This is a genomic window from Barnesiella sp. B2-R-119 (assembly GCF_023656675.1).
Lineage (GTDB): Bacteria > Bacteroidota > Bacteroidia > Bacteroidales > Barnesiellaceae > Barnesiella > Barnesiella intestinihominis.
This window is the reverse complement of record NZ_JAMOKL010000001.1, coordinates 243,679-268,374: the sequence shown is the minus strand read 5'-3', so window position 1 is coordinate 268,374 and position 24,696 is coordinate 243,679. Positions and strand designations below refer to the sequence as shown.

12 protein-coding genes are annotated in these 24,696 nt (G+C 45.6%); 4 read left to right on the top strand and 8 right to left on the bottom strand.

Annotated elements, in window-relative coordinates; translation table 11 throughout:
- The 4 genes from fabD (at position 1) to guaA (ending at position 5,650) form a co-directional block, all read left to right on the top strand.
- Positions 1-882 (top strand): ACP S-malonyltransferase, encoded by an 882-nt coding sequence (fabD, locus tag NBH06_RS01010; protein ID WP_021892127.1) that lies wholly within the window; start codon positions 1-3, stop codon positions 880-882.
- A gap of 272 nt (positions 883-1,154) precedes the next feature.
- Entirely contained in the window at positions 1,155-1,871 is a 717-nt protein-coding gene (locus NBH06_RS01005; protein ID WP_046410222.1) for an MgtC/SapB family protein, read from the top strand.
- 2 nt (positions 1,872-1,873) lie between these two features.
- The gene (locus NBH06_RS01000; protein WP_250792348.1) at positions 1,874-4,114 is read left to right on the top strand and encodes a monovalent cation:proton antiporter family protein; all 2,241 of its coding nucleotides are present in this window, start codon (positions 1,874-1,876) and stop codon (positions 4,112-4,114) included.
- 12 nt (positions 4,115-4,126) lie between these two features.
- Positions 4,127-5,650, top strand: coding sequence for a glutamine-hydrolyzing GMP synthase (guaA, locus tag NBH06_RS00995; RefSeq protein ID WP_008860874.1), 1,524 nt, complete (start codon positions 4,127-4,129; stop codon positions 5,648-5,650).
- Positions 5,651-5,740: 90 nt separating this feature from the next.
- Here guaA and NBH06_RS00990 read toward each other — a convergent pair whose 3' ends face one another.
- From NBH06_RS00990 to NBH06_RS00955, 8 genes are all read right to left on the bottom strand, one after another.
- Entirely contained in the window at positions 5,741-7,960 is a 2,220-nt protein-coding gene (locus NBH06_RS00990; protein WP_229037026.1) for a GH92 family glycosyl hydrolase, read from the bottom strand.
- 42 nt (positions 7,961-8,002) lie between these two features.
- Positions 8,003-8,974 (bottom strand): glycoside hydrolase family 130 protein, encoded by a 972-nt coding sequence (locus NBH06_RS00985; RefSeq protein WP_195331659.1) that lies wholly within the window; start codon positions 8,972-8,974, stop codon positions 8,003-8,005.
- A gap of 70 nt (positions 8,975-9,044) precedes the next feature.
- Positions 9,045-10,373, bottom strand: a complete 1,329-nt coding sequence (locus NBH06_RS00980) for an MFS transporter (RefSeq protein WP_250792345.1) — start codon at positions 10,371-10,373, stop codon at positions 9,045-9,047.
- A 44-nt stretch (positions 10,374-10,417) separates the two neighbouring features.
- Complete coding sequence (locus tag NBH06_RS00975) at positions 10,418-12,484, bottom strand: glycoside hydrolase family 20 protein (RefSeq protein WP_250792342.1); 2,067 nt, start codon at positions 12,482-12,484, stop codon at positions 10,418-10,420.
- Positions 12,485-12,502: 18 nt separating this feature from the next.
- Positions 12,503-14,851 carry a beta-N-acetylhexosaminidase gene (locus NBH06_RS00970; protein ID WP_250792340.1) on the bottom strand — a complete coding sequence of 783 codons (2,349 nt, stop codon included), beginning with the start codon at positions 14,849-14,851 and terminating at the stop codon, positions 12,503-12,505.
- A 39-nt stretch (positions 14,852-14,890) separates the two neighbouring features.
- Positions 14,891-17,161, bottom strand: a complete 2,271-nt coding sequence (locus NBH06_RS00965; RefSeq protein WP_250792338.1) for a GH92 family glycosyl hydrolase — start codon at positions 17,159-17,161, stop codon at positions 14,891-14,893.
- Between the two features lie 46 nt (positions 17,162-17,207).
- Positions 17,208-20,555: a glycoside hydrolase family 84 protein gene (locus NBH06_RS00960; RefSeq protein ID WP_250792336.1), complete on the bottom strand. Its 3,348-nt coding sequence runs from the start codon at positions 20,553-20,555 to the stop codon at positions 17,208-17,210.
- A 284-nt stretch (positions 20,556-20,839) separates the two neighbouring features.
- Positions 20,840-24,682: an endo-beta-N-acetylglucosaminidase gene (locus NBH06_RS00955; RefSeq protein ID WP_195633245.1), complete on the bottom strand. Its 3,843-nt coding sequence runs from the start codon at positions 24,680-24,682 to the stop codon at positions 20,840-20,842.
- Positions 24,683-24,696 lie beyond the last annotated feature (14 nt).

Genomic DNA, 24,696 nt, shown 5'->3' with positions numbered 1-24,696 from the left:
ATGAAAGCATTTGTATTTCCCGGACAAGGGGCGCAATTTGTAGGTATGGGAAAAGACCTCTACGAAAATAACCCCGTAGCCAAAGAGATGTTCGATAAGGCCAACGAGATATTGGGCTTCAATATCACCGACCTGATGTTTAACGGAACAGACGAAGATTTGCGTCAAACCAAAGTTACCCAGCCTGCTATATTCTTGCACTCGGTAATTTTGGCAAAAACGATGGGTGACGATTTTAATCCCGATATGGTAGCCGGTCACTCGTTGGGTGAATTTTCGGCATTGGTAGCCGCCGGAGCACTTTCTTTCGAGGACGGTTTGCGTCTTGTCTCGGCACGTGCGCAGGCTATGCAGAAAGCTTGTGAAAAAACACCGTCGACAATGGCGGCTGTGTTGGCTTTACCCGATGCGAGAGTCGAGGAATTGTGCGCTTCGGTAACCGAAGGTGTCGTGGTTCCTGCCAATTATAATTGCCCGGGACAAATTGTTATATCGGGTTCTATCGAAGGTGTAGATGCTGCCTGTGCAAAGATGTTGGAGGCCGGTGCAAAACGGGCTTTGAAACTCAAAGTGGGTGGTGCTTTCCATTCTCCTCTGATGGAGCCGGCTCGTGCTGAATTGGCAGATGCCATCGCTCATACCGATTTCCATGCTCCGAAATGTCCTGTTTATCAGAATGTGAATGCAGAACCTCAAACCGATCCTGAAACGATCAAGAAGAACCTTATCGCTCAATTGACCGCTCCGGTACGTTGGACACAAACTATCCAAAACATGATCGCCGCCGGAGCCGATACGTTTGTCGAGGTAGGACCGGGAGCTGTGCTGCAAGGTTTGGTAAAGAAAATTTCGTCGGAAGTAGCGACTTCGGGAATCCAGTAAGTCGTATACAATATTAGTAAAAGAGCGGTAACGAAAGTTGCCGCTCTTTTTTTGTTTCCGGTTTATCGGGAAAATCGCTTTCTGATAAATTTGTTTTGCACATTGAGCTGTGAGGGAGTTTGGCGAGAAAAGTGAACATGTTTGCTTTGTCTTTCTCTCACCTTGTACTATCTTTGCAAAGTTGCGAAGACGGGCTGTGGTTCGGCATAATCAAATAAATTTGCTTCTGCGCTCACCTTGCACTATCTTTGCATAATCAAAAGAATTGTGATATGAACCTCTTCAATGATTTTCTGAATACTATTTCGGATACAGAGGTTACGACGACCTCGGCTATATTCAAGTTGATGCTGAGTTTGTTGTTGGGGGGTATCGTGGGCTTTGAGCGAAAGCGGAAAGGCCAAGTAGCCGGTGCTCGTACATTTGCGCTCATCTCTATGGGTGCAACGTTGGCGATGATTATCTCTATCTATATTCCACAGGTTTATTTGGGATTGAAAAACGGAGACCCGGGACGAGTTGCCGCACAAGTGATTACAGGTGTCGGTTTCTTGGGTGCGGGAGCCATCATTCAAACAAAAGGTTCGATACGAGGTCTGACCACAGCTGCCGGTATTTGGATGGTGGCGGCTTTGGGTTTGGCGGTAGGTGTAGGTCTTTATGTTATTGCGATTATTTCGACCATATTGATATTGTTCACATTGGTGAGTTTGGAACAATATGAACGTCGGACGAATTTAGACCGGGAAGGAAAAATTATACATTTGAAAGCGGCCGAGATTGTCGAGGATTTGACCCGGTATGAAAAATTATTGGGTGAGTATAAGGTTTCGTTACACAATGTGTTGGTAGAATATAATTATTCGGAACAGAAGACCGATTTGAAATTTATCGTTTTGTCTCGGTCTACGACCGATTTTGTTTCTCTTTTTTCCCATATGCGTAATATTTACCGAACGGAATATATTTCACTTCAAAACGAGATTTGATTATGGAATTGGATGCCCTCATTACCGATTTGGCTCTTATTTTGATTGTGGCTGGGGTAGTGACATTACTTTTCAAGAAATTGAAACAGCCCGTTGTATTGGGTTATATTGTCGCCGGTTTTTTAGTGGGTCCCAATTTCGTTTTTTTTCCTACTATAGTAGATGAGGGTGATATAAATTTATGGGCAGAACTGGGTATCATTGTACTTCTGTTTTCTTTGGGATTGGAATTCAGCTTTAAAAAACTTTTTCAAGTAGGGGCATCGGCCGTTCTTACAGCGCTAGTCGTTGTATCGGGTATGATGCTGGCAGGCTACGGAGCCGGTCGGTTATTACATTTTACGTATCTCGACAGTATCTTTTTGGGAGCCATGTTATCCATGTCGTCGACGACGATTATCATCAAGGCCTTTACCGATTTGAATTTACGCAAGAAGGCTTTTACGAATTTAGTTTTTGGAGTGTTGATTGTAGAAGATTTGTTTGCCGTGGTGATGATGGTGGTACTTTCTTCTATTGTCGTGAAGAACTCGTTCGAAGGGGCGGAACTGTTGGAGAGTATCGCTAAATTGGTCTTTTTCCTGATTATTTGGTTTGTTGTGGGGATCTCCATATTACCCCTGATTCTGAAAAAAACACGTAAGTTTTTAAATGACGAGACTTTGTTGGTCGTTTCTATGGGGCTCTGTTTGGGTATGGTCGTTTTGGCTACTTATGCCGGATTTTCTTCGGCTTTGGGAGCTTTTGTCATGGGATCTATATTAGCCGGTACGAACGAAGCCGAACGGATAGAGAAAGTCGTTCAACCGGTAAAGGACCTGTTTGGAGCCATATTTTTCGTATCGGTAGGTATGTTGGTCAGCCCGGCGGCTCTCAGTCAATATGCATTGCCTATCTGTTTGCTCTCTATTGTTGTTATTGTAGGACAGATATTCTTCGGTACGGTGGGTATGTTGGCTTCGGGACAGACTTTGAAAATATCAATACAATCGGGGTTCAGTTTATCTCAAATCGGTGAGTTCGCTTTTATTATAGCCTCGTTGGGAATGTCGTTGAATGTGATCGACAAATTTCTGTATCCGATAGTTGTGGCAGTATCGGTGATAACTACTTTTTTGACTCCTTATTGTATTCGGTTGGCCGACCCTGCTTATAGTTGGATTGAGCGACGTTTGCCGGAGAGGTGGCTTGCAGCTATTGACCGTTATAGTCAGAGTCGAACCGAAATAAAGCCTCATAAGGCAGTATGGAAAGAGGCTATTGCACAATATTTGTGGAGAGTACTGCTTTATTCGTCGCTGATCGTAGCGATAATTATGGTCTCTAAAATGTGGTTTATACCGTTGATGGTGGAAATTTTGCCTGAGTGGGGGCGTATGATCGCCGCTATCGTAACTTTTGTAGTGATGTCTCCGTTCTTGTGGGCTTTGATGGTTAAGGAGGTAAGCATGTCCTTGATAAGGAAATTGGGAGAGGGGAGTGTAAACCGGGTTCCATTGACTTTGATGATAGTTTTCCGCATATTGCTGGCTTTGTTTTTCGTTATATATTATCTTTCTATTGTCCACTCTCAACGTACCGGTGTGTTGTTGGGACTGGGCATATTCATTGTTGTTCTCATTTTATTGTCTAAGCGCATACAGAAGCAGTTCATGCGTATCGAAAATATATTTATGGATAACTTGAACGAAAGGGAATTGCGAAAGACAGGACGGAATACGAGCTTGGTGAGCGATATGCATTTGGCCTATATGGATGTAAATGCTGACTGTCCGTTTGCCGGACGTCGCCTAATGGATTCCGATTTACGCAGAGAATATGGAATCAATGTCGTAAGTATTCAGAGGGGAACTCGGCGAATCAATATCCCGAAGGGGGAAACCCGAATTTTTCCGGGAGATACGATCGGTGTTATTGGAACAGATGATCAGATTCAATCTTTGCTTACCGTAGTGGAAGGTAGTGAATCGCCCGAAGAGGAAACCGATAACAGGGAAGTCACATTTACGCATGTTGTTGTTCCCGGGAATTCGCCGTTGATCGGGCAAACGAGCTCGTCGTTGAGCATTCGTAATAAGAATAATTGCCTCGTTGTGGGAATAGAACGTGCAGACGGAACATTTCATCAGCCCGACGGACAAACTTGTTTTGAGGCGCACGATGTGATTTGGCTTGTCGGGGAGCCGGATAATATCAAACAGTTGATTCAGGATAAAATAGAAAATCATATACAACATACATAAAGACCTACGATTATGCAGGAAAAAATTATTATTCTCGATTTCGGTTCTCAATACACGCAGTTGATTGCCCGTCGGTTGCGGGAGCTGAACACGTATTGCGAAATCTTGCCGTACAATAAATTCCCTTACGGAGAAGAGGGAATTAAAGGAGTGATTCTCTCGGGGAGTCCCTATTCGGTGAACGATCCTAATGCCCTTTTTGTCGATTTGAGTCGTATCCGTGGTGTCTATCCGGTACTTGGCGTTTGTTACGGGGCGCAATTTTTGGCTCATACGTCGGGGGGAAAGGTCGAGTCTGCCGATACCCGGGAATATGGTCGTGCCAATTTGGCTTGGCATGATGAGAACGATCCCCTCATGCGCGGTGTGCGGGAGAATTCCACCGTATGGATGTCGCATGGCGATTCTATTACGGTAATTCCCTCTACCTTCACCCTTGTGGCCAGTACCCATGAAGTAAAGACAGCGGCTTTTCATATCGAGGGCGAACCGACATGGGGTGTACAGTTCCACCCAGAGGTATATCACAGTGAAGACGGCACGCTTCTGCTGACGAATTTCGTACGTGATATCTGTCACTGTGATATGGACTGGACACCGGCATCGTTTATCGAACATACGGTAGCGGAATTAAGTACGAAATTGGGAGACGATAAAGTGGTATTGGCTTTGTCGGGAGGTGTCGATTCTACTGTGGCTGCCGTGTTGCTTAACAAGGCGATCGGTAATCACCTTACCTGTATCTTCGTCGATAACGGTTTGTTGCGGAAAAACGAGTTTGAGAGCGTTCTTGCCAACTACAAGGATATGGGGCTCAATGTCTTGGGCATAGATGCTAAGGATTATTTTTACGAACAGTTGAAGGGGGTGACCGAGCCGGAAAAGAAACGGAAAATTATCGGTAAAGGTTTTATCGATATTTTCGATCGCGAGGCTCGTAAGCTGACCGATATAAAATGGTTGGCGCAAGGTACTATTTATCCCGACGTGATCGAATCGCTTTCGATTACGGGTATGACTATCAAATCGCACCATAATGTGGGAGGATTACCCGAGAAGATGAATTTGAAACTGGTGGAGCCGTTGCGTCTGCTGTTTAAAGACGAGGTGCGCCGGGTCGGTCGGGAACTGGGTATCAGCGAGAAACTCATCGGACGTCACCCTTTCCCCGGTCCCGGATTGGCTGTCCGTATACTTGGAGATATCACACCCGAGAAGGTACATATCTTGCAGGAGGCAGATCATATTTTCATACAAGGACTTATCGACAACGACCTGTATAATAAAGTGTGGCAGGCGGGAGTCGTTTTGTTGCCGGTACAGTCGGTAGGGGTGATGGGCGACGAACGGACATACGAGCGGGCTGTCGCCCTCCGAGCCGTTCTTTCGACCGACGGTATGACTGCCGATTGGGCTCATTTGCCTTATGAGTTCCTTGCCAAGGTATCTAACGACATTATTAACAAGGTGCGTGGCGTGAATCGGGTTGTTTACGACATCAGTTCTAAACCGCCTTCGACTATCGAGTGGGAATAGTCGATAGATTTCGGAATTTATAAAACAAGCGGAGCCAATTCCCTCAAATGGAAATTGGCTCCGCTTCTGCATTATGGAGAAAGATTGAATTTATTTTTTCTCGGTAAGAGTGAACCTGATTGTACCGGCATTGACTAAATCTTCGTGGAAAATGAATCGTCCTTTATGTTTTTTTCCGTTTACCGTGATACGGTCGGTGTAGATAGCCTTCGGAGAAGGCCGTTCGCACTCGATGACCAGGGTGTCTTGGGTATAATAACGAGGATCGAGATGGAGTATAATCTTGTCGAAGGCAGGAGCTACGAGGGTATAACGGGGTATTCCCGGACAATCGGGATAAAGTCCCATCATACTGAATACGGCCCATGCTGACATCGTTCCTGTGTCGTCATTGCCGGGTATGCCATCGGGTTGATTCTTGAAGTATTTTTTCAAGAGCGAGTTGACTAGCGAGTCGGTTCTCCATTCTTCACCTTTGACTTGGGCAAAAAGGTAGGGGTAAGTGATGTCTGGCTCATTTGCCGGATCGTAGAAATTTTCATCGAATACTTTGCGCAACTTGGCGGCGAATTTCTTTTCTCCTCCCATCAATCGTTTTAGCCCGCCGATGTCGTGGGGGACATAGAAGGTGTAATTCCATGCGTTGCCTTCATGGAATCCGGGAGCCGGTTCGAAGTTAAGTCCTTGCAGGGGATCGAACGGTGTGTAGAATGAGCCGTCTGGCAGTATGGGACGCAGTGTCCCGAATTCTTTGCAATAGTAGTGTTTGTAGCCCAACGAACGTTTGGCGAAGGTTTGGGCATCTTCTTTGAGTCCTAAACTTTCGGCGAAGCGGGAGAGTGCGAAATCTGCCAGATAGTATTCGAGGGCGTGGGATACGGAGTTGTCGAATTGCTCGCGTAAGGGTACATATCCCAGTTTCATGTAGTCGTCGTTATCGGTGCGTAAAATATTTTCGCTACTGGGAGCAGTCGCCGATTTTACCATCGCCTCATAGGCTGTTTCTGCATCGAAGTTTTTAAGTCCTCGCAACCATGTGTCCGCCAACATAATGATAGCCGGATCTCCCGACATGGTGAGCGTTTCGTTTCCATAAAGTTCCCAGCGAGGTAACCAACCCCATTCTTTGTACATGTCGATGAGGGTCTGTACCATGTCGAGTTGCTTTTGGGGATAAGCGAGGGTAAAGAATGGGTGTACGTTGCGGAATGTATCCCATAGCGAGAAGACGGTGTAGCGATCGTGCCGGGTGGTGAGTATCTTGTCGCTCTCCATAGCGGGATATTGCCCATTGACATCTTGGAGAATGTTGGGGTGAATAAACATGTGGTATAGTGCCGTATAGAAGATGGTTTTTTGTTCATCGGAACCTCCTTCTACTTCTATTCGGGAGAGTATATCGTTCCATTGATTCCGGGCATCGAGGCACACTTTGTCGAATTGGAATCCTTGCTGCTCACTGTCGAGGTTTTGGCGGGCATTCTCGATGCTGACGAACGATACGCCCATTTGTACTTGAATCTGTTCTCCGGGTTTGGTATCGTAGGAGAAGAATACTCCTATATCATCGCCCGACATTTCTTTGGTGTACCGGGTGTAGATTTTGTATTTCCCGTTGTCGGGATCCCACTCGGCTTCTACACCGGTCATAGGTCTTTGTTTTTTCCAGTATCCCGATTGTAGGGGGGGGGTGTCGACCCGTATCACGAAATAGATAGGGAATACTCCCTGCCGGTTGTAGTAACAAAATCCACCGAGGAGCTTGCTACCTTCGTATTCGGTATCGCTTACTTTACGGACGGTCGCTCCACTCTCGTTGGTGAGTCCTTCTCCTAAATTGAGCAATATGTGGCTTTCACCGCCCGGGTAGGTAAATCGGGCGATGGAGGTGCGGGGAGTAGCACTCACTTCTGTATCGATACCGTAGCGAGTGAGCCGGTTGGCATAGTAGCCCGGGTGAGCTTCTTCCAAAGCGTATTCACTACCGTATTGCTTGTAATCGACATTGAGTTCTCCGCTTGTCGGCATTAATAGGAGGGAGCCTAATTCGGGGCAGCCCACGCCGCTAAGGTTTACATGAGAAAATCCGGTAAAAAATGTGTTGTGGTATTCGTAGGGGGTGGACCACCAGCGCGCATCTTTGTCATATACGTTTTTGTCGGAACCCATTACATTGAATGGTGTGACCGACATAAGGCCGTTAGGACAGATTGCACCCGGATTCGTCGTTCCGAAGTTCGTTGTTCCGATGAAAGGGTTTACATAAGCGACAGGCTCGTCTGCCGATAGTGTGGCGGACGAGACTGTCATTATGATTCCCGCAACGATGAGATTGCGAATGTTCATAAAAAATCAGATTGTTGAGTTCTTTTTGGTAAATTCGATGATTTCCGAAATATATCCGAATGCCATTCCCACGACTGTGTCGGCCGCGCCGTAATAGACCGCTACTCGATCTTCGTTGTGAAGGGCTGCACAAGGGAATATAACGTTGGGTACGTCGCCTTGCATCTCATAGGGCATTGCCGGGGCAAGGAGATAGGGTTGTGTACGATAAAGCACTTTGGAGGGGTCTTCACGGTCGAGAATTGCCGCTCCCATAGAGTAACGGAATCCGTTACAAGTGGTAATGACACCGTGGTAGAACATGAGCCAGCCTTCGTCGGTGAGGATAGGGATAGGGCCAGCACCTACTTTGGTACATTGCCAAGCGCTCACGGGGAAAGGTGTGGGAGAGAGTACGTGCCGATGTTCGCCCCAAAACTTCATGTCGGGGCTGTAACTGATATAAATATCGCCGAACGGAGTGTGTCCGCTGTCACTCGGGCGGCTCAACAAGGCGTATTTCCCGTTGATCTTTTGCGGAAACAGTACTCCATTGCGATTAAAAGGCAGAAGGGCGTTTTCACATTGGAAAAACTCTTTGAAATCGAATGTGTAGCCTACACCGATGGTCGGACCGTAGTAGCCGTTACACCATGTGATCCAGTAGCGGTCTTCGATCCAAGTAACACGGGGATCATACTTATATTCAGATTCTATCATATCGGTATTTCCTGCTTTGAATTTAATGGGCTCATGTTCGATGTCCCAATGAATACCGTCTTTGCTGAATCCTGCAAAGATATTCATTTGCACGGCTTTGTTATCGCAACGGAACACTCCGGCGAACCCGTCTTCAAAAGGCACTACGGCACTGTTGAAGATGCTGTTGGAAGAGGGGATATGGTAGCGGTCGATTACCGGATTTTTAGAATAACGCCACATGACGTCCGCACATCCTGCCGGACGGTCTTCCCAGGGCATAACCATTTTTTTTGTCATATCGTTTTTTCTTTTTTTAATGTATATGTGTTTAATGTTTAATCGCGATTGAACGTAGGTCTGTTTTTTGTCATCGATTACTTTCTTTCTTCGAATCATCGTAGGTGAACGGAATGAAGTAGGTGATTAGTAACGACGGTATTGTAGCCAATAATACATAGATGAAGAATCTTTCATAGCCTAGCCAATCACTGAAAAATCCACTCATCATACCCGGAAGCATGACACCGAGGTTCATGATACCCGAAGCGAAAGCGTAGTGTGACATTTGGTGTTTGCCCGGCGCTATCTGTTGCATCATGAAGAGTGTGAGACCCACGAATCCGAATCCGTAACCAAAATATTCGATAACGATACCGGTTCCTATCAGATAGAGATTTTCGGGCTGGAATATGGCTAATAATGTGTAGGCTACGAATGGAAAGTTGAATACGCAACAGAGGGTGAAAAGCGTTTTCTTCAATCCTCGACGCGAAACGTAAACTCCTGCCAACAATGATCCTAAGACAAACGCAGCTGAACCGAACACTCCATTCAATGTGCCGATTTCGGTAAGCGAAAGTCCCAATCCACCAATATCGCGTGAAGAGCGCAGAAATAGCGGAGCGATTTTCATGATAAATCCTTCGGCAAAGCGGTAGAGTATGATGAAACAGATATAGTAAAAGATGTGTTTTTTGGTAAAGAAGTTTTTAATGACCTCCCATAGCTCTTTCGCCACATCGGCACTTGAACGCTTTTCTTGGTTCGGTACTTGTGTGGAAGGAAGTATTTTTGAGTGGTATAGCCCCAATAGCAACAACAGTGCCGAAATGATGATAAAAATAATCATCCACGCTTCTTTATAGGCGGGCATATTCGCTTGAATAGAGGCTCCTTCGGATGCGCCGAAATGTTCAGCTAGCATTCCCGCTGCTGCTACCAATCCACCGTTGGCTACTAATTTCGCAATGTTGTAGAAAGCTCCTTGTACACCGATGTATTTTGCCTGATCTTCGGGAGATAGTTCGGCCATATAGACGCCGTCACAAGCTATATCATGAGTGGCTCCACTCAAAGCGATGACTGCCATCGTGGAGATACTGATAGCGAAAAAATAGTCGAAGTTCAATGAGAGAGCTACTATACCGAATAATAACCCACTCAGTAACTGAGTGACGACAACGAAAAATTTTTTCGTACGATACATTTCTAAAAAAGGACTCCAAAGGAACTTTAATGTCCACGGTAACATGATGACAGAAGTCCAAAAGGCAATTTGGGTATCGGATATTCCTAAGTCCTTGAACATGAACGTAGAAACGAGATTTACCGCTATAAAAGGAAGCCCCATGGCAAAATATGCCGTGGGGACCCATGCAATAGGATTTATCGATTTTTCTTTACTAACCTTCTTCATTTTCCCAGATTTTGTCTTTTTCTGTTCTATAAATGAGATATCGATTATTTGATTCTGATTTCATCGGTGAATAGCCAGCCTCCGGCGATGCCGTTCGATAATGCCTTGTAGCGGATATAGCGAGCTTTTGCATTACCTTCCCAACCGAATTCTTTGAATTGAAGCGTTTCGATGTCGGGTGAAATGTCATTGTCGATAGTCGCGAGGGTATCGTAATGTTCTCCATCGACGGAGCTCGATATGATAACTTGTTTGGGTAACCATACATAGGGACCTTTAAGCTGTATGAATTCTGCACAGACTTGTTTGATGTCGGTTTCTTTACCGAGATCAATCGTTACATCGAAATCACAATCGATAAAGCCTTGCCAACGGTCGTCGTTGTACATCCAACCACCCCGGACGCCATCGACTAATGTTTTCTCTCCCTGAGCTGCGTAATGGTTACTATAAGGATTGGCATAGGATACTTTTTTCCCGATAGCCAGATGGTTTACCTTTTGGTAGGATTCGGGTTTATCGCCTATTTCTTTTTCGAGAGGGAAAGGATTATAACCCTGTTCTCGAAGTATATTTACCGCTTGAAGGGCTCGGGTGTGGAAATTGTCCCACTTTTTGACCTCGGAAGGAGACCACCCGATTTCGGCGAGTGCCAATATCCGAGGATATATCATGTATTCGTAGTGTTCGGGTGTGGGTATGTGCTCGGTCCATACATTTCCTTGTACACCTAGAATAAGCTCGGCTTCTTTCGTGGAAAGCGAATCGGGGACTGGTTCGAAAGAGTAGACTTTTTCCAAAGTAAGATATCCGCCTATGGCCATCGGTTGAGTGTTGGGGGCATCTTGAAATGCATCGAGGTAGCAGTATTTACCGGGTGTCATGATGGCTTGGTTTCCGGCTTTTACAGCTTTGATTCCACCTTCTTCTCCTCTCCATGACATGACTGTGGCCGTAGGAGATAGACCGCCTTCTATGATTTCGTCCCACCCGATGATTTTACGACCGTGATCGTTTAAGAACTTTTCAATGCGGTGTATCATGTAACTTTGCAATTCGTCTACCGAATTTAAGTGCTCGTCGGCCATGCGCTTCTGACAACGGGGGCATGTCTTCCAACTACTTTTGCTTGCTTCGTCACCTCCGATGTGAATGTATTCAGAGGGGAAAAGGTCGATTACTTCGAGTAAGACGTTTTCGAGGAATTCGAAAGTTTTTTCGGTTCCTATGCAAAAGTCGGCATTGACATAGGGTTTACCGGAACAAGACAACTCTGGGTAAGTAGCCAATACTTCTTCGGAGTGTCCCGGCATTTCGATTTCGGGAATGATGGTGATATGACGTTCGGCAGCGTAAGCGACAACTTCCCGAATGTCGTCTTGTGTGTAATATCCGCCGACGGCACGAGGATCGTCTTGCTCACAGAAAGTGCGACCTCCTACCCACCAGTCGTTTAATTTATCGAATGGCCTCCACGCAGCGAAAGAGGTGAGGCGGGGATATTTCTTTATTTCGATTCTCCAACCAGCACCGTCGGTCAAATGCCAATGCAACCGATTCATTTTGAAATAGGCCATCGCATTCAATTGTTTTTTGACAAACTCTTTATCAAAGAAGTGGCGCGAAACATCGAGGTGCAATCCTCGGTATGGGAAACGAGGGGAATCGTTGATCGTCAGAGCGGGAAGAGTTTTGTTATCGCCGTTGTTCAACAGTTGCAGAAGTGTTTGGAGCCCGTAGAATATCCCAGTCTCGGTATTTGCCGATAGTCGAACACCTTTTTTATCGATTTCGATCCGATAGGCTTCATTTCCTGTCACGATAGAACTATCGCAGAGGTTCAATTCGATTCCGTTATTTCCGGTAGCCGATTCGGCAAAGGGAACGGAACCGAGCGATGTCCCTTCGAGATAGTCGGTCAGAGCTTGACGACTTTCTGCGGAGAGGTTTGTATAGAACTTAGTCTCGGGTGAAATTGTAAAATTTCCGCTGTGATACTCTACCGATCGAGGCATCGGTATAACATCTATTTCTTTTCGCTCAGAACAGCTGTTTCCGATAAGTAACAGTGTAGAGAAGAGAACAGATTTGAATATATTGTGTGTATTCATACGTTTCAGTAATAATCATTAGTTAACAGAAATTTCATCGACAAAAAGCCAACCTTTTTCACCTTTGGCTCCGTGCCATGCCGGTATTTTGTCTGTGGTGTCGATAACCACTCGGATTTTCGAGGCGGGGACGGCAGGAAATTTGCAGGTATATTCCCGTACTCCGTCTTGGTCTTGTTTTTGTGTTACCGGAATTTCGAGTTTTCCGATTTCGGTCATCGGGTTGTCTCCATTCGTCGCATAGACTTTTATTTGGGTGGGCGGGAAAATGTACTCGGAATATTGTACGAGCGATCCTATTTTGACCTGACTTATCGTTTGCGTTTTTCCTAAATCGATTGTTGCATCTAACGGCGTATCGATGAATCCGAGCCAACAACCGTTGCTGTAATTGAAATCTCCATGTATGCCATCGGTGAGTACACCGGCTCCTCCGAAAGTATATTTTTCACTGGGTGCATCTTTCAGTTGGGGCATGTGTCCTGTGGCTTTATTGAATTTGAAGGGGCGCACGAGTGTGCGGGTTTCGATGCCTTCGCGTACGACGATAGCTTTCAATGTGCAAGAATCATTTTCGGTACGGATTTCTATCGGCTTGGTATATCGGGTACTGTTTGTCGTTGGTTCGGATCCATCGAGGGTATAGTAGATGGGTGCATTGCCTTGTGTGCGGAGTGTCGCTTCTATACAGCCTTTGGTTTCATTTACCGAGTATTCGCCTTTAACTTCGAGTATATGTTTGGCATAGTTGAGTCCCATTACATCGTAGATGGCAAGGATATGGCCTATATTATCGAGGAACCGGTCATAACTTTTGTTTTCGACTTGATCCCATTGTACTTCGCTCAGTGCTGCTAATCTGGGAAGTATCATGTATTCGAGGTGTTCGGGAGTAGTGATATATTCTGTCCAGATGTTAGCTTGTGTACCTAATATGAATTTGGCTTGTTCTTCTGTAAGACTTTCGGGTATGGGATTGAAATTGTAGACCATATCGACCGGATTATAACCGCCGATAGCCAAAGGCTCGTTTTGTGTATCTCGTGATTGATAATAGTCGAGATAAAGAGGTGCAGTCGGTGTCATGATGGCATAATGCCCTTGTTTCGCTGCTTCGACACCTCCGGCAACACCTCGCCATGACATAACAGTCGCGTTGGTGGTGAGTCCGCCTTCGAGCATTTCGTCCCATCCGATAATTTCGCGCCCGTGTTCATTGAGGAATTTCTCTATCCGTTCGGTCGTATAGCTTTGCAGATAGTGTTCGGCCTTACCATGTTCGTCGTCTTTGAGTCCTAATTTTTGGATACGGGCTTGGCAAGCAGGACATTTTTCCCATCGAATTTTGGGACATTCGTCACCTCCGATATGTATGTATTTCGAGGGAAATATATCTATGATTTCGAGCAAAACGTTTTCAATGAATTCGAATGTTTTTTCTTTTCCTACGCAGAGCACATCGTCACGGATACCCCACTGTCCGGAAACTTCGTATGGGCCACCCGTGCAACCTAATTCGGGATAAGAGGCTAATGCCGCCATCATGTGTCCAGGAAGGTCTATTTCGGGAATGATGGTAATACCCAAATCGGCGGCGTATTTTACCATATCGCGTAATTCGTCCTGTGTATAGAATCCACCATAGGGGGTAGTGTCGTAGTTATCCCATTCTTTACGAATCATGGTTTTGTTGCGAATACTGCCCACTTCGGTCAGCCGTGGATATTTTTTTATTTCTACGCGCCAGCCTTGATCGTCGGTGAGATGCCAATGCAATGTATTTAGTTTGTGAACAGCCATTACGTTGAGAATCCGTTTTACTTCGTCTAATGTGAAAAAATGACGGGCAACGTCAAGGTGAATTCCCCGATATCCGAAACGAGGAGCATCGTTTATCGTGGCGCAAGGAACCGACCAATTTTCATCTGCGGAGAGGGTTTCTCCATAGATAGCTACCGGAAGGAGTTGTTTAACGGTTTGTAGTGCATAGCGTACACCGTTGGGCGTAGCTGCGGTTATTTCGATTTTCTTTTTGCTTATGTTTAGCCGATAAGCCTCTTGGCTCATAGTCGTGTCGATTTTTACGATCATCATATTTTTGCTTTCTTTTTCGGCTATTTTTAAGTCCTTGCCGGCTGTTTTACCGAATTGTTCTGCAAACCGAGCCAAGATTTCGTTTACTTCGTCTCCACATTCCGGTGAAATAAAAATCTGTGTGTTGTCATCGAAAGAAAAGCGTCCCGACATCTGTTCCATGTCATTGGGATAGGGTATTAATTCATAACGGTTTGGGTTGTCTTCACTTTGGCAGGAGATTAAGGAGATTATCAAGGCCACAAGTGCGAGATAACGATTCATATTTTTCATAACTGTTTTGGATTATGTGATGTTAATATCTGATTTCGCTTATTGTTTGACCGGGGTGTTTCCCATTTCCATTACAATTTTTCCGCCTTTCATAATGTCGCTATGCATGAAGAAAGGAGATTCGAGCAAGATATTATCAAGGCGAATGCTCTGTATATATTTATTGGTTCGGGAATTGTTGTTGGCGATAATTTCGAATACTTTCCCGTTGGGTAGATTTATGGTTACCTTATCGAAGATAGGACGACCGACAGAATATATGGGCGATCCGGGACATACTTGATAGAATCCCATCGCATTGAGCACATACCAAGCCGACATTTGACCGCAATCTTCGTTGCCCGACAATCCGTTGGGGTTGTTGAAGTATTGGGTATGGAGAATCGTATCGATCAACTGTTGGGTTTTCCACGATTGATTCACGTAGTTGTAAAGGTGAACGATGTGATGGCTAGGCTCGTTTCCGTGCGCGTATTGTCCGATGAGCCCCGATATATCCGAAGATACGAGAGGGCCTTCTATCTTTGATTCGGCGATAAAGAGAGAATCGAGTCGACCAATGAATTTTTCCTGACCTCCCATCAAGGTGATAAGTCCTTCTATATCGTGAGGAACGAACCAAGCCCATTGCCAAGCTGTCCCTTCGCAATAATCGTCATTGCGGTGGTCGGAGTAACGGGGATTAAATGGAACGTGCCAATTCCCTTTCAAGTCTTTGCCACGCATGAATCCGGTTTGCGAGTCGTAGTAATTGATGTATGATTTAGAGAGTGCCTTGTATTTTTCGTAAGTGGCCGTATCGCCAATTTCTTCTGCCAATCGAGCGATGCACCAATCGTTATAGGCGTATTCCAAACCTTTGGCTACCGACTCGTTTTCTTTTTCGTAGGGAACATAACCTATTTTATTTTTGTAGTATTTAGAAATGGGAACCAACCCGTTGACCATTCTGCTCGATGCGATAATACCGGTCGTATCATATACCGAGCTGCGGATACAGGCTTCGAGCAATTCTTTTCCATCGATTTTGTCGAATCCCTTCATATATGCGTCGACGATTACGGGGATAGCATGATAACCAATCATCGTAGCCGTGTAATTCCCTGCTAATTCCCACATGGGCAGAATACCCCCTTCGTGGTATTTTTGCATAAGAGACATCACCAATTTTTCATTTAAATCGGGTTTGATGATGGTCAATAGCGGATGCAATGCACGAAAAGTATCCCATAGGGAATAAACCGTGTATATTTCTTTGCCGGATTTGGTTTGATGTATCATTTGGTCGAGCCCACGATAGCGTCCGTCCGCATCGGAAAAAAGGCTGGGGTGTATAGCCGTGTGGTATAGTGCTGTGTAGAATATCTGTTTTTGGGTTTCGTTATTGCCTTCGACTTGAATGGTTTCCAAGTAGTCGTTCCACTTATTTTGTGTAGCGGTCATTATACTGTCGAAGTCCCAAGATGGGATTTCGGTTTCGACATTCCGCTGTGCTCCTTTTATATCTACGGCCGATATACCGACTTTTACAAGCACTTCTTCGTTTTGTGCCGTCGGGAATTGGAGCAGTGCTTTTTTCTGTTCCAATTTACAGGATTTTCCATCGCGCACGATATCGATGACCGTGTCGACGATATGGCAAGTGAATGGTTTGGAAAATTTCATGTAAAAGCCTATACATTGATTTTCCGCCCAGCCTCTGGTCTTTTTCCACCCGACTATTTCGGTATCGCTGAGCGAGGCGAGCTTCATATCGATGTTTTCTTGTCCTTGTAAACTGTAATCCAAATCGACGATAAATCCTGCTTCTTTACTTTCGGGGAAACGATAACGGTGCAGGGCCGCCCGAGGTGTCGCCGTTAGTTCGGCTGTCACGTTGTAACGATCGAGTTCTACCGAATAGTATCCCGGTTTTGCCACTTCTTTGTAGTGCGAGAACGGTGAGGCATAGGCGGTTTGTTGGCAACCGTATCCCAAGTAACGATAGTTTTGTTTTCCTACGGTGGGCATTAACAGAACGTCTCCGTAGTCTCCACAGCCCGTACCGCTCAGATGGGTATGAGAGAATCCGTTTATCGTGCTGTCGGAATAGTGATATCCCGAGCAGGCATCCCACCCGTATATACGGGTATCGGGACTGGGCTGTATCATTCCGTGGGGGGCGACGGGGCCGGGGAATGTGTGTCCGTGACCTCCCGTACCCACGAACGGGTTTACATAGTCGATGTATTGTAACTGCGTTTCTGTGAGGTTAGAACAGCTTGAAAAAAGCAGTAATCCCAAACCTATCCATAGCGTTGTTCGTTTCATGTCCTTTGTTTATATGTGATGATCTTTTTATTCTATCTTTTTGCTTTTATCGTATTATTTTACAGGTCGATAAATTCCCGTTTGTATGCACAACTTGCACGATTAATATTTGTGGAATATTCGAGCCGAATGTTGTTTCAAAGATACATCTATTCACGTTAAAATGGTTTATTGTTTTTCCGTTTAAGTCGAATAAAATTATATTTTGTATCATATCGTCCGATTGTACGATCAGTCGATTATCGTTTGTATATATGGTTAGACCGTCTTTTTTCATGTTATTTATGGCGGTGGGTTTTCCCGGTTTTTCTACATAAGGAGTCCCAACGGGAAGTATTTCGTAAAGATTGGGAATATTCTCTTTGTTCCACTCTATTTTCACGGCTGTTACCGTATCTATTTCGTGGGTGTCTATGACTGTGCACAACGGTTCCAAAGACCCTTTTTCGATCCATTCGGAGCCATTGTTGACATATATCGAGGGGAGTTCGCTACCGGAATCGAATACTGTATTGTGGAAAATTTCAATCGACTCTATCGTTATATTTTCGATAAAACGGTGTTCGATATATCCTGCTTCGCCAGCTTGGTAGTTGGTCGAAAGGTCTTTGTCGGCGAGGGTGGCTATTTGCACTCCGCTTTGGTCGGTCGTTTGGGTGTATTTTTCAGACATATCCGCTTTAAATTCGGCTACTTGTAACCAATAGCTACCTACGGTATTACGAATGATAAAGCGAACATATCGTGCCATGAGTCCGTTGGCATTGCAAGTAAACGAACGGGTAGAGTCGAGATAGCCGTTTGTAAATTCGGTTACCGTTTGCCATTGGTTGTTATCGGCGGAGACTTCTATCGCTGCGGTTCCTGAGAGCTGGTCGGTCTCTGTAAATGTGATGCTTATCTCGTAAATGGGCTGAGCCGAAGGGTAGGTGAGAAGAATATAATCGCCTGCGGCTTGTGCTTCGCTGCTCCAAAAGAATGTCGAGGAATTTCCATCGACGACGTTGTTTATGGAGTAAGATTGATATTGTGACATATTGGTGGATGCCTCGGCTTTGACTTCTACGGAGGTGAGGATACGGGAAACCGATAGTTGGTTAAAATCTACGGCGACTTCTTCTTCCGAAATATTCTTAATTCGGATATATGCGGTTTTTTGTTCTCTGATGGGTAATTGTATCGGAGTCCACTGTTTTCCATTTTCCGAAATCTCTACTCGAAGCGTTTTGTCGGCCGTGATTTCTTCCACATTTATTTTTTCGATGTTTCCGAAATAAATACCTACGTATTCGTCTTTATCGAGATCGAGTCCGTTCAATCCGGTTAATCGGACCGTTTCGTTCTGAGCCGTCAATTCTACACCTTGCAAATTCTCGATGTTGGTAATTATTTGCAAACTGTCTTTTGCCGGCCATAATCCGGGGATACTGTTTCCTATTTTTTCTACCAAAAAGTCTGTGAACGGGCGCAAATGGCTATCTCCCGGTTTCACTTCATAGAATTTTTCGGTGGTCGAAGTTCCATATCCTTCGAGAGCGCTTACGAGATAGGTAGAGTCGGAACTCATACCGGTGTATAGTTTTTTCAATCGTAGGTATTTTTCCCAACCTTCGGAGCGGGACATGGAGTTTCCATATTCGAGCATATCCAATGCGTCGAGCGCTATCGTACTTATGTTTTTCAACTTGGCGTTCCAACAGCGAATGTCCTCATACATCAATCGGTAATCTCTGTGCGGACTGTCTTTTAGGGTTTCGATGTACGTGCAAGCCTGTTTAAGATTTTCCAGTTCGTTTCGCAGCTTGTCGGATTCCGGCGGGAAACTTTCGCCGCCGAATTTCTCCATGAAATTGTCATAGAGCGTTATCATTTCTTCGTCCTCGACCAACGTGTTCGAGAAGCGGGCGAAGCATTTGATCGCTTCGGCAGTCTGCGTATCGCCGGGATCGGCTATTCGGTGAAATACTTCTTCCCAGTTTTTATGAACGTCGAAAGCGTTGGGATTCCAACTGTAATCGGCCGCTCCGAACAAGGCGATTTTCGAAGCCTGTGCTTGGTTCATCGGGTTCAGAATAAGCCCGTTGAGCGTATTGATTGCACCGGGTTTTTCAATTGTCCAGTGAGTTGTTAACTCCCGCATGTAGATGCGGGAGTCATGATCGTCGTTTACCGGATTGTTCCACCACATGACAGGATTTCTTCCCACGCGTCCGGCCATATCGTCGATGGCCGAGGGGCGGATATTGGAGAAGCAGTCGTATCCGGTAAAGGCGATGACCACTTCGCTGTCTACATTGGCCAAATATCTGAGGGTGTATGATGCTCCGTAGTTAAGAGCGTAGGCCGTAGGGACGAAAAATAGGGGGGATATTTTATCGTCGATGTTGTCGGTAGCGTATCGCTCGCGTATTTTTACTTGCACTTCGTTGGCTAAATGAGCTTGCATGTCCCCACTGGGAGTGTAGGTCATGTCGTCGATGAAAACACCGAATCCCCGTACACCGAGGCTATAAAGGTGATCGAATTTTTTCATGAGGGCGTCGATACCGGGAGCCATAGCCGATTCGTTCGAAAAACTGATCCCTTGTTGTAATCCGGGGTGTGCTGCCCAGATGAAATCGACGTTGCATGCTTTTGCTGCTTGCACCATTGTTTTCAAATCATCTTGGGTAATCATACCGAAAAACCGTTGCTGTTCGGTGAGCGAGGTAGGATAATCGTCCCTCCAATTACCGAGGTGGTAGGGATCCGATTTCGGTCCATACACGAATACGTTCATTTTGAATCGTTTACAAAATTCAAAAAGACTGATACGGTTTTCCACCGAGTAGGGGTGTCCGTAGAATCCTTCTACGATTCCCCGATATTGAGTGTGTGAATAATCTTCGAAAGTAATTTGACGAATCGAGTTGCCGTCGGTTTGCTCCAAAATTTGTTCGAGCGTGGCAAAGGCATAAAATTCGGAACCTTTATCATTACCCAGAACGACGATGTCGCCGTGAGGGTGTAGGTCGTTTATTTGCAGGAGATAGGGGTCGAATTTATTATCTCCCGTGTCAAAAACGGCAAGGGGCAAATTGTTTTCTACGGCATAGCGGTCTGCTGCGCCGTCCGAGCCGTTGATTCCTATGTAGAGGTTCGTATTCGTCTGCGACGGGTTTGTGGAGAATGCGATGGTATATCCTGCTTCTTCGAGGACTTCTTTCATGCGGTTACGGGTCACTTCTCCGATTCCACTTTCGCAAATGACATTTATTTGTTGCGTCAATTCGATAGCTTCTCCGGTTTCGACAACTTTTTGCGGAGTGGGATATATGGAGTATGTTTGAGCATGGTTTTTACTCAGTATCGTACCGAATACTAACAAAGCAAGCAGGGTGAATATGTTTCTCATCGCTAAATGTGTTTAAGCAAAAAGCTTTTGTTTTTGATATAAAAAAGATACAGACTATATTTTGTGTTTCATGGTTTTTCCGAGTTTCGATATAAACCGGTAGGGTGTATTGAATCCCGACGAAATCGGGGCGAACCGTGGTATTTTTTGAAAACACCCCGCACTCACACGAGGCAGGCGGGTACGGGGTGTGGCCATGAAAACCTAATATTTATGAAACAAATGATTTGTTTCCCGAATTTTCAACAGCCTCCGTGCACAAGGCGCGGAGACTGTGAAGTAGATTATTCGGCTACCACTTTGAAAGATTTCACGCGTTTGCCGTCTTTCGACACGACTACATAGTACATGCCTTTGGCAGCATTTACCGTGAGCGTGCAGATTTCGCCGGCCATAGCTTGGTGCTTTTTGGTAGTTACCTGACGACCTTGTGCGTCGAAGATGTCGATAACGTAGTTACCGTCGGCTGCGAATTGCAGGTTGACATTTTCGATGAAGGGGTTGGGGTATACCGTGAGGTTATCTACCAAGTTGCCATCGATACCCGAAGAGGGGAGAACTACGATATACTCTTCTTTCGTCTTCGTATCCGAGCCCCAGCCGTTGGCAAGCGTCAAGGTGACGTTATATTTACCGTCTTTGTTGAATGTAACCGATGCGTTGTCACCGGTGTTTTGAACTTCGGCATCGGCAACGGCGAATGTCGATGTCGTAGTGATGGGCAATGTACCCGACATGGCCGGGTTACCTTGAATAGCGATATTGGCCGGTAATATGTGTTCTTCGTTTGCAGAGGTGTTTTCACCGCCTGCACCTTTCACTTCGATATAGGCAGCCTTGTTGTCGGTAACCAAAGTACCTTTGTTTTCAAACACTTTTTCGCCTTCGTTGTAGTTGTCCGATTCGAACGTCCAGTAACCTTTCAGGTCAGAGGGGATTTCTTTACCGTCGTAACCTTTCATGGCTTCTATTACTTCGGTATCGCTCAATGCCTTGTGCCAAACTTGTACATCGTCGATGACACCGGAAAATCCGGCATAGTAAACGCGAGAACCACCGATGTAGATGTTTGCAGCTTTAACGTTTCCAGTTCCACCGTTATTATCGTTGTAATTGTATTTTGAAGCATTACCTTCTCCTACTTTCTTACCATTGAAATAGATTCTTTGTTTGCTGCCGTCGAATGAAATGAGGACGTGTGCCCATTGACCTTCGGATAAACTATAAGATTCGGTTCCGGTACGGTTACCGTCTGTACAACAAGCCAAGTTGGGAATTTCGTGTTTGTTGTTGTTTCCGTTGAAATAGTATTGCGATTCATTTCCCCACATAGTATAAGAAATGATATTGTTATCCAAAATGCGTTGTCCTCCGTTGTTGAATGTCTCAGGCCATACGTCTACCCAAAGGGCTCCCCAGTTATTATCGGGCCAGTGGATATCCATATTGCGTTGCTCGATCAATCCCATACCGAATTTAGCGAACGTGAATTTTTCGGGTTTTATCCAAAGACAGATTGAATATTGACTTTGATTCATCGGCAAGAAATCCGATGGAATACGGAACATATAGGGGTCGTCTACCTGCAAACCACGAGAAACCGTACCTTCGTTCTTTTTGCCGGTGTAGCTGAGTGTTACTTCGGCAGTACCGTCTTCGAGGGTTACGTTGGTGTCGGATGCTGTGAAATCGGTAATCGAAGGAATTGCACCTGTGCTTTCGGGAGAAATTTGTACATAGCCGCGATAAGAGAGTACACTCAAATCTCCTTTGGTGAGTTTTACATCGTAATAACCTTCCTCTGACAGTGAAGTGGTTATCGAACGACCGCCATCTTGGGTGAATACGGCATTACCGCCGGTGGTTGCGTTAAAGATTTCCCAAGAGAAAGGTTCTTCTTGGTTGGGGTCGATCAACGAGAGGGTAAATTCCTCACCGGCTTTGATTACCGCTTTGTTACATTCGATACCGTCGACGAGTGTGAGGTCGGTAGTCAGATAGCTGGTCCATGTCGTTTCGCTCTTCGTTTTTCCGTCGGGAGCTACGGCACAAACACCGATTCGGTAATCCGAGATTTCGTTGTTGGCCGATACCGGAGCGCCTACTACGTAGTGTGCCCAAGAAGAAGTCGTTCCGCAAAGAACGGGCTCTCCGTCTTTTGCTTGTACGTAAACTTCGAAGTACCAAGTATCTACATCTTCGTTATAAACGGGTATGGAGGGATCGGAATCGTTTTTGGAGGATTCGCAATCCCAGCTAAATTTGAAATCGATCGAGTTATAAGTACGTTTTTTCAAGATTTTGCTTTCTTCGGTAGTGATGACCGGTTTGATCGGTGCAAAAGTCTTTGCCGGAACAATAGCCATTTCGCCGATGAATACATCGTAGTTTGTCGGGGTATTTTCGAATTTGAGACCGATGAGGGCTACATTTCCGTTCATACCGATTTCAGAGGCTTTCTTGGAGAAGGTTGTCCATTGTCCTTCTTTGGCTCCGGTAATGTCGCAAGAGTGCAATGTAGATTCCGACCCTACGAACGACCAGAAGAGTTTCATGTGCGTATCTTCGCCGCTATTTAATTTGAAAGTCATCGATACGTCGTCGGTTTCAGAAACGTCGAAGTTGGTCTTGAAGAGACGAACGTTGGATACTTTCGTAGCTCCGCTCATGTGTAGGGCCGAACCGGCATACCAAGCATCTTCGTAAGTGAATCCGCATTCGATACCGTCTTCGGGTACGTTATTGCTGTCGTCTGTAATCCACCAGCGCCATGTGGGCAGGTAGTCCTGTACACCTACGTTGAACCATTTGTTCCCGAAGGTTACTTTTCCTTCGTTACGGAAGGTTTTTCCGTTACCGAGCCCGAAACGGGTTACGAAAGGCAACTCTTGCAGTACGCTTCGGGCGGGCAGGTATTCTGCTATACCGTGAAAGTTGTTCATAGCCGCTTCGCTGGAACTGGAAATTCCGTCTTTAATAGCCGGGCGTTTTGCCGGGTTCCGGTTACCGCCGGAGAATACTTGCTCTTGCTTTTCGAGGTAACAGGCTTGTACAGCTTCGTCACCCGAACCGAATTCGGAAGAGTTCTGGTAAATCATATTGGTGGTGTGGTTTCCCCAAAATGCGATAGACATTTTGGTGTTTTTCAACGTAGACCACGGACCTCTTGCCAACCAGTTTCCTTGAATGTCGTAACCGGCATAAAGGGTGTAGGGATTGGCTCCGATTTGTTCGGCGTAGCTAGCCGAACTGCTTGCAGAATATCCCCAATCGTAGTTGAGCATATACATGTCGACTACTTGTTTGTTGTTTTTCCACAACCAATCTTGTTTGCTACTACCGAAAGAGGAACCTAAATCCATAGATCCTCCGTTAGAACCTACTCCATACCAATATACGTGGAATTGCCAACCGATCGATTCTGCATATTCCCGACATTGGGAGAAGAAGTCTTGCAAAGCAGAGGCTTGGGGAACCGGACCTTCGGGGTTGATACCGACACCATCGAGACCATAATAGCGAAGGAATTTTACGAATTTTTCTACGTATTTGAATTTTCCGCCTTCTTTTTTCACCAGCATATTTACATTAGCTGTTGGGCTGGTGTTATCGCCTCCCCAAGAGTCGAAGAAGATGAGACCGCCGCTATTGGCTACACCGTTACGGTGAGTAACGTCGCTGTATGCACCCGGTACACGTACCCACGGGAGAGACCAGCCGCCTTGCGAATCCACGTAGGACCACATACTGAAATTATCGCCGTCGAATACATATCGCGGTAGCGATTGCCAGTAAGTGTCGGATATACCCATCGGCGTCCACATACTGAATTTGCGGTCTTGCGTCATGGTGGGATCTACCTGTGTTGCCGTGTTCACGAAACGTTTTTTCATGGGGACACGGGCGATGTAGAAGTTCTCGTCTTCGGAAAGGGGGACTCCCGGTTCCCAAGATTCAAAATAGTCATAAAAATCGAGATAGACTGTTTTTTTATCACCTCCGGCGATAGAAATTTCTTTGGTCGGTAAGAGTTCTACATAGGGAGCGTGGGTAGGAATGTTTTGTGCATAGTTTCCCACAACTACCGAACAAGCCAATACCGATAATACTAATTTCGGTGTTTTCATGTTTTTTGTTTTTA

Coding starts and splice junctions, on each gene's coding strand:
- NBH06_RS00965 (WP_250792338.1), bottom strand. CDS start 17,161: ATGAAACGAACAACGCTATGGATAGGTTTGGGATTACTGCTTTTTTCA.
- NBH06_RS01005 (WP_046410222.1), top strand. CDS start 1,155: ATGAACCTCTTCAATGATTTTCTGAATACTATTTCGGATACAGAGGTT.
- NBH06_RS00975 (WP_250792342.1), bottom strand. CDS start 12,484: ATGAATACACACAATATATTCAAATCTGTTCTCTTCTCTACACTGTTA.
- NBH06_RS00960 (WP_250792336.1), bottom strand. CDS start 20,555: ATGAGAAACATATTCACCCTGCTTGCTTTGTTAGTATTCGGTACGATA.
- NBH06_RS00955 (WP_195633245.1), bottom strand. CDS start 24,682: ATGAAAACACCGAAATTAGTATTATCGGTATTGGCTTGTTCGGTAGTT.
- NBH06_RS00970 (WP_250792340.1), bottom strand. CDS start 14,851: ATGAAAAATATGAATCGTTATCTCGCACTTGTGGCCTTGATAATCTCC.
- NBH06_RS00980 (WP_250792345.1), bottom strand. CDS start 10,373: ATGAAGAAGGTTAGTAAAGAAAAATCGATAAATCCTATTGCATGGGTC.
- NBH06_RS00990 (WP_229037026.1), bottom strand. CDS start 7,960: ATGACAGTCTCGTCCGCCACACTATCGGCAGACGAGCCTGTCGCTTAT.
- NBH06_RS01000 (WP_250792348.1), top strand. CDS start 1,874: ATGGAATTGGATGCCCTCATTACCGATTTGGCTCTTATTTTGATTGTG.
- fabD (WP_021892127.1), top strand. CDS start 1: ATGAAAGCATTTGTATTTCCCGGACAAGGGGCGCAATTTGTAGGTATG.
- guaA (WP_008860874.1), top strand. CDS start 4,127: ATGCAGGAAAAAATTATTATTCTCGATTTCGGTTCTCAATACACGCAG.
- NBH06_RS00985 (WP_195331659.1), bottom strand. CDS start 8,974: ATGACAAAAAAAATGGTTATGCCCTGGGAAGACCGTCCGGCAGGATGT.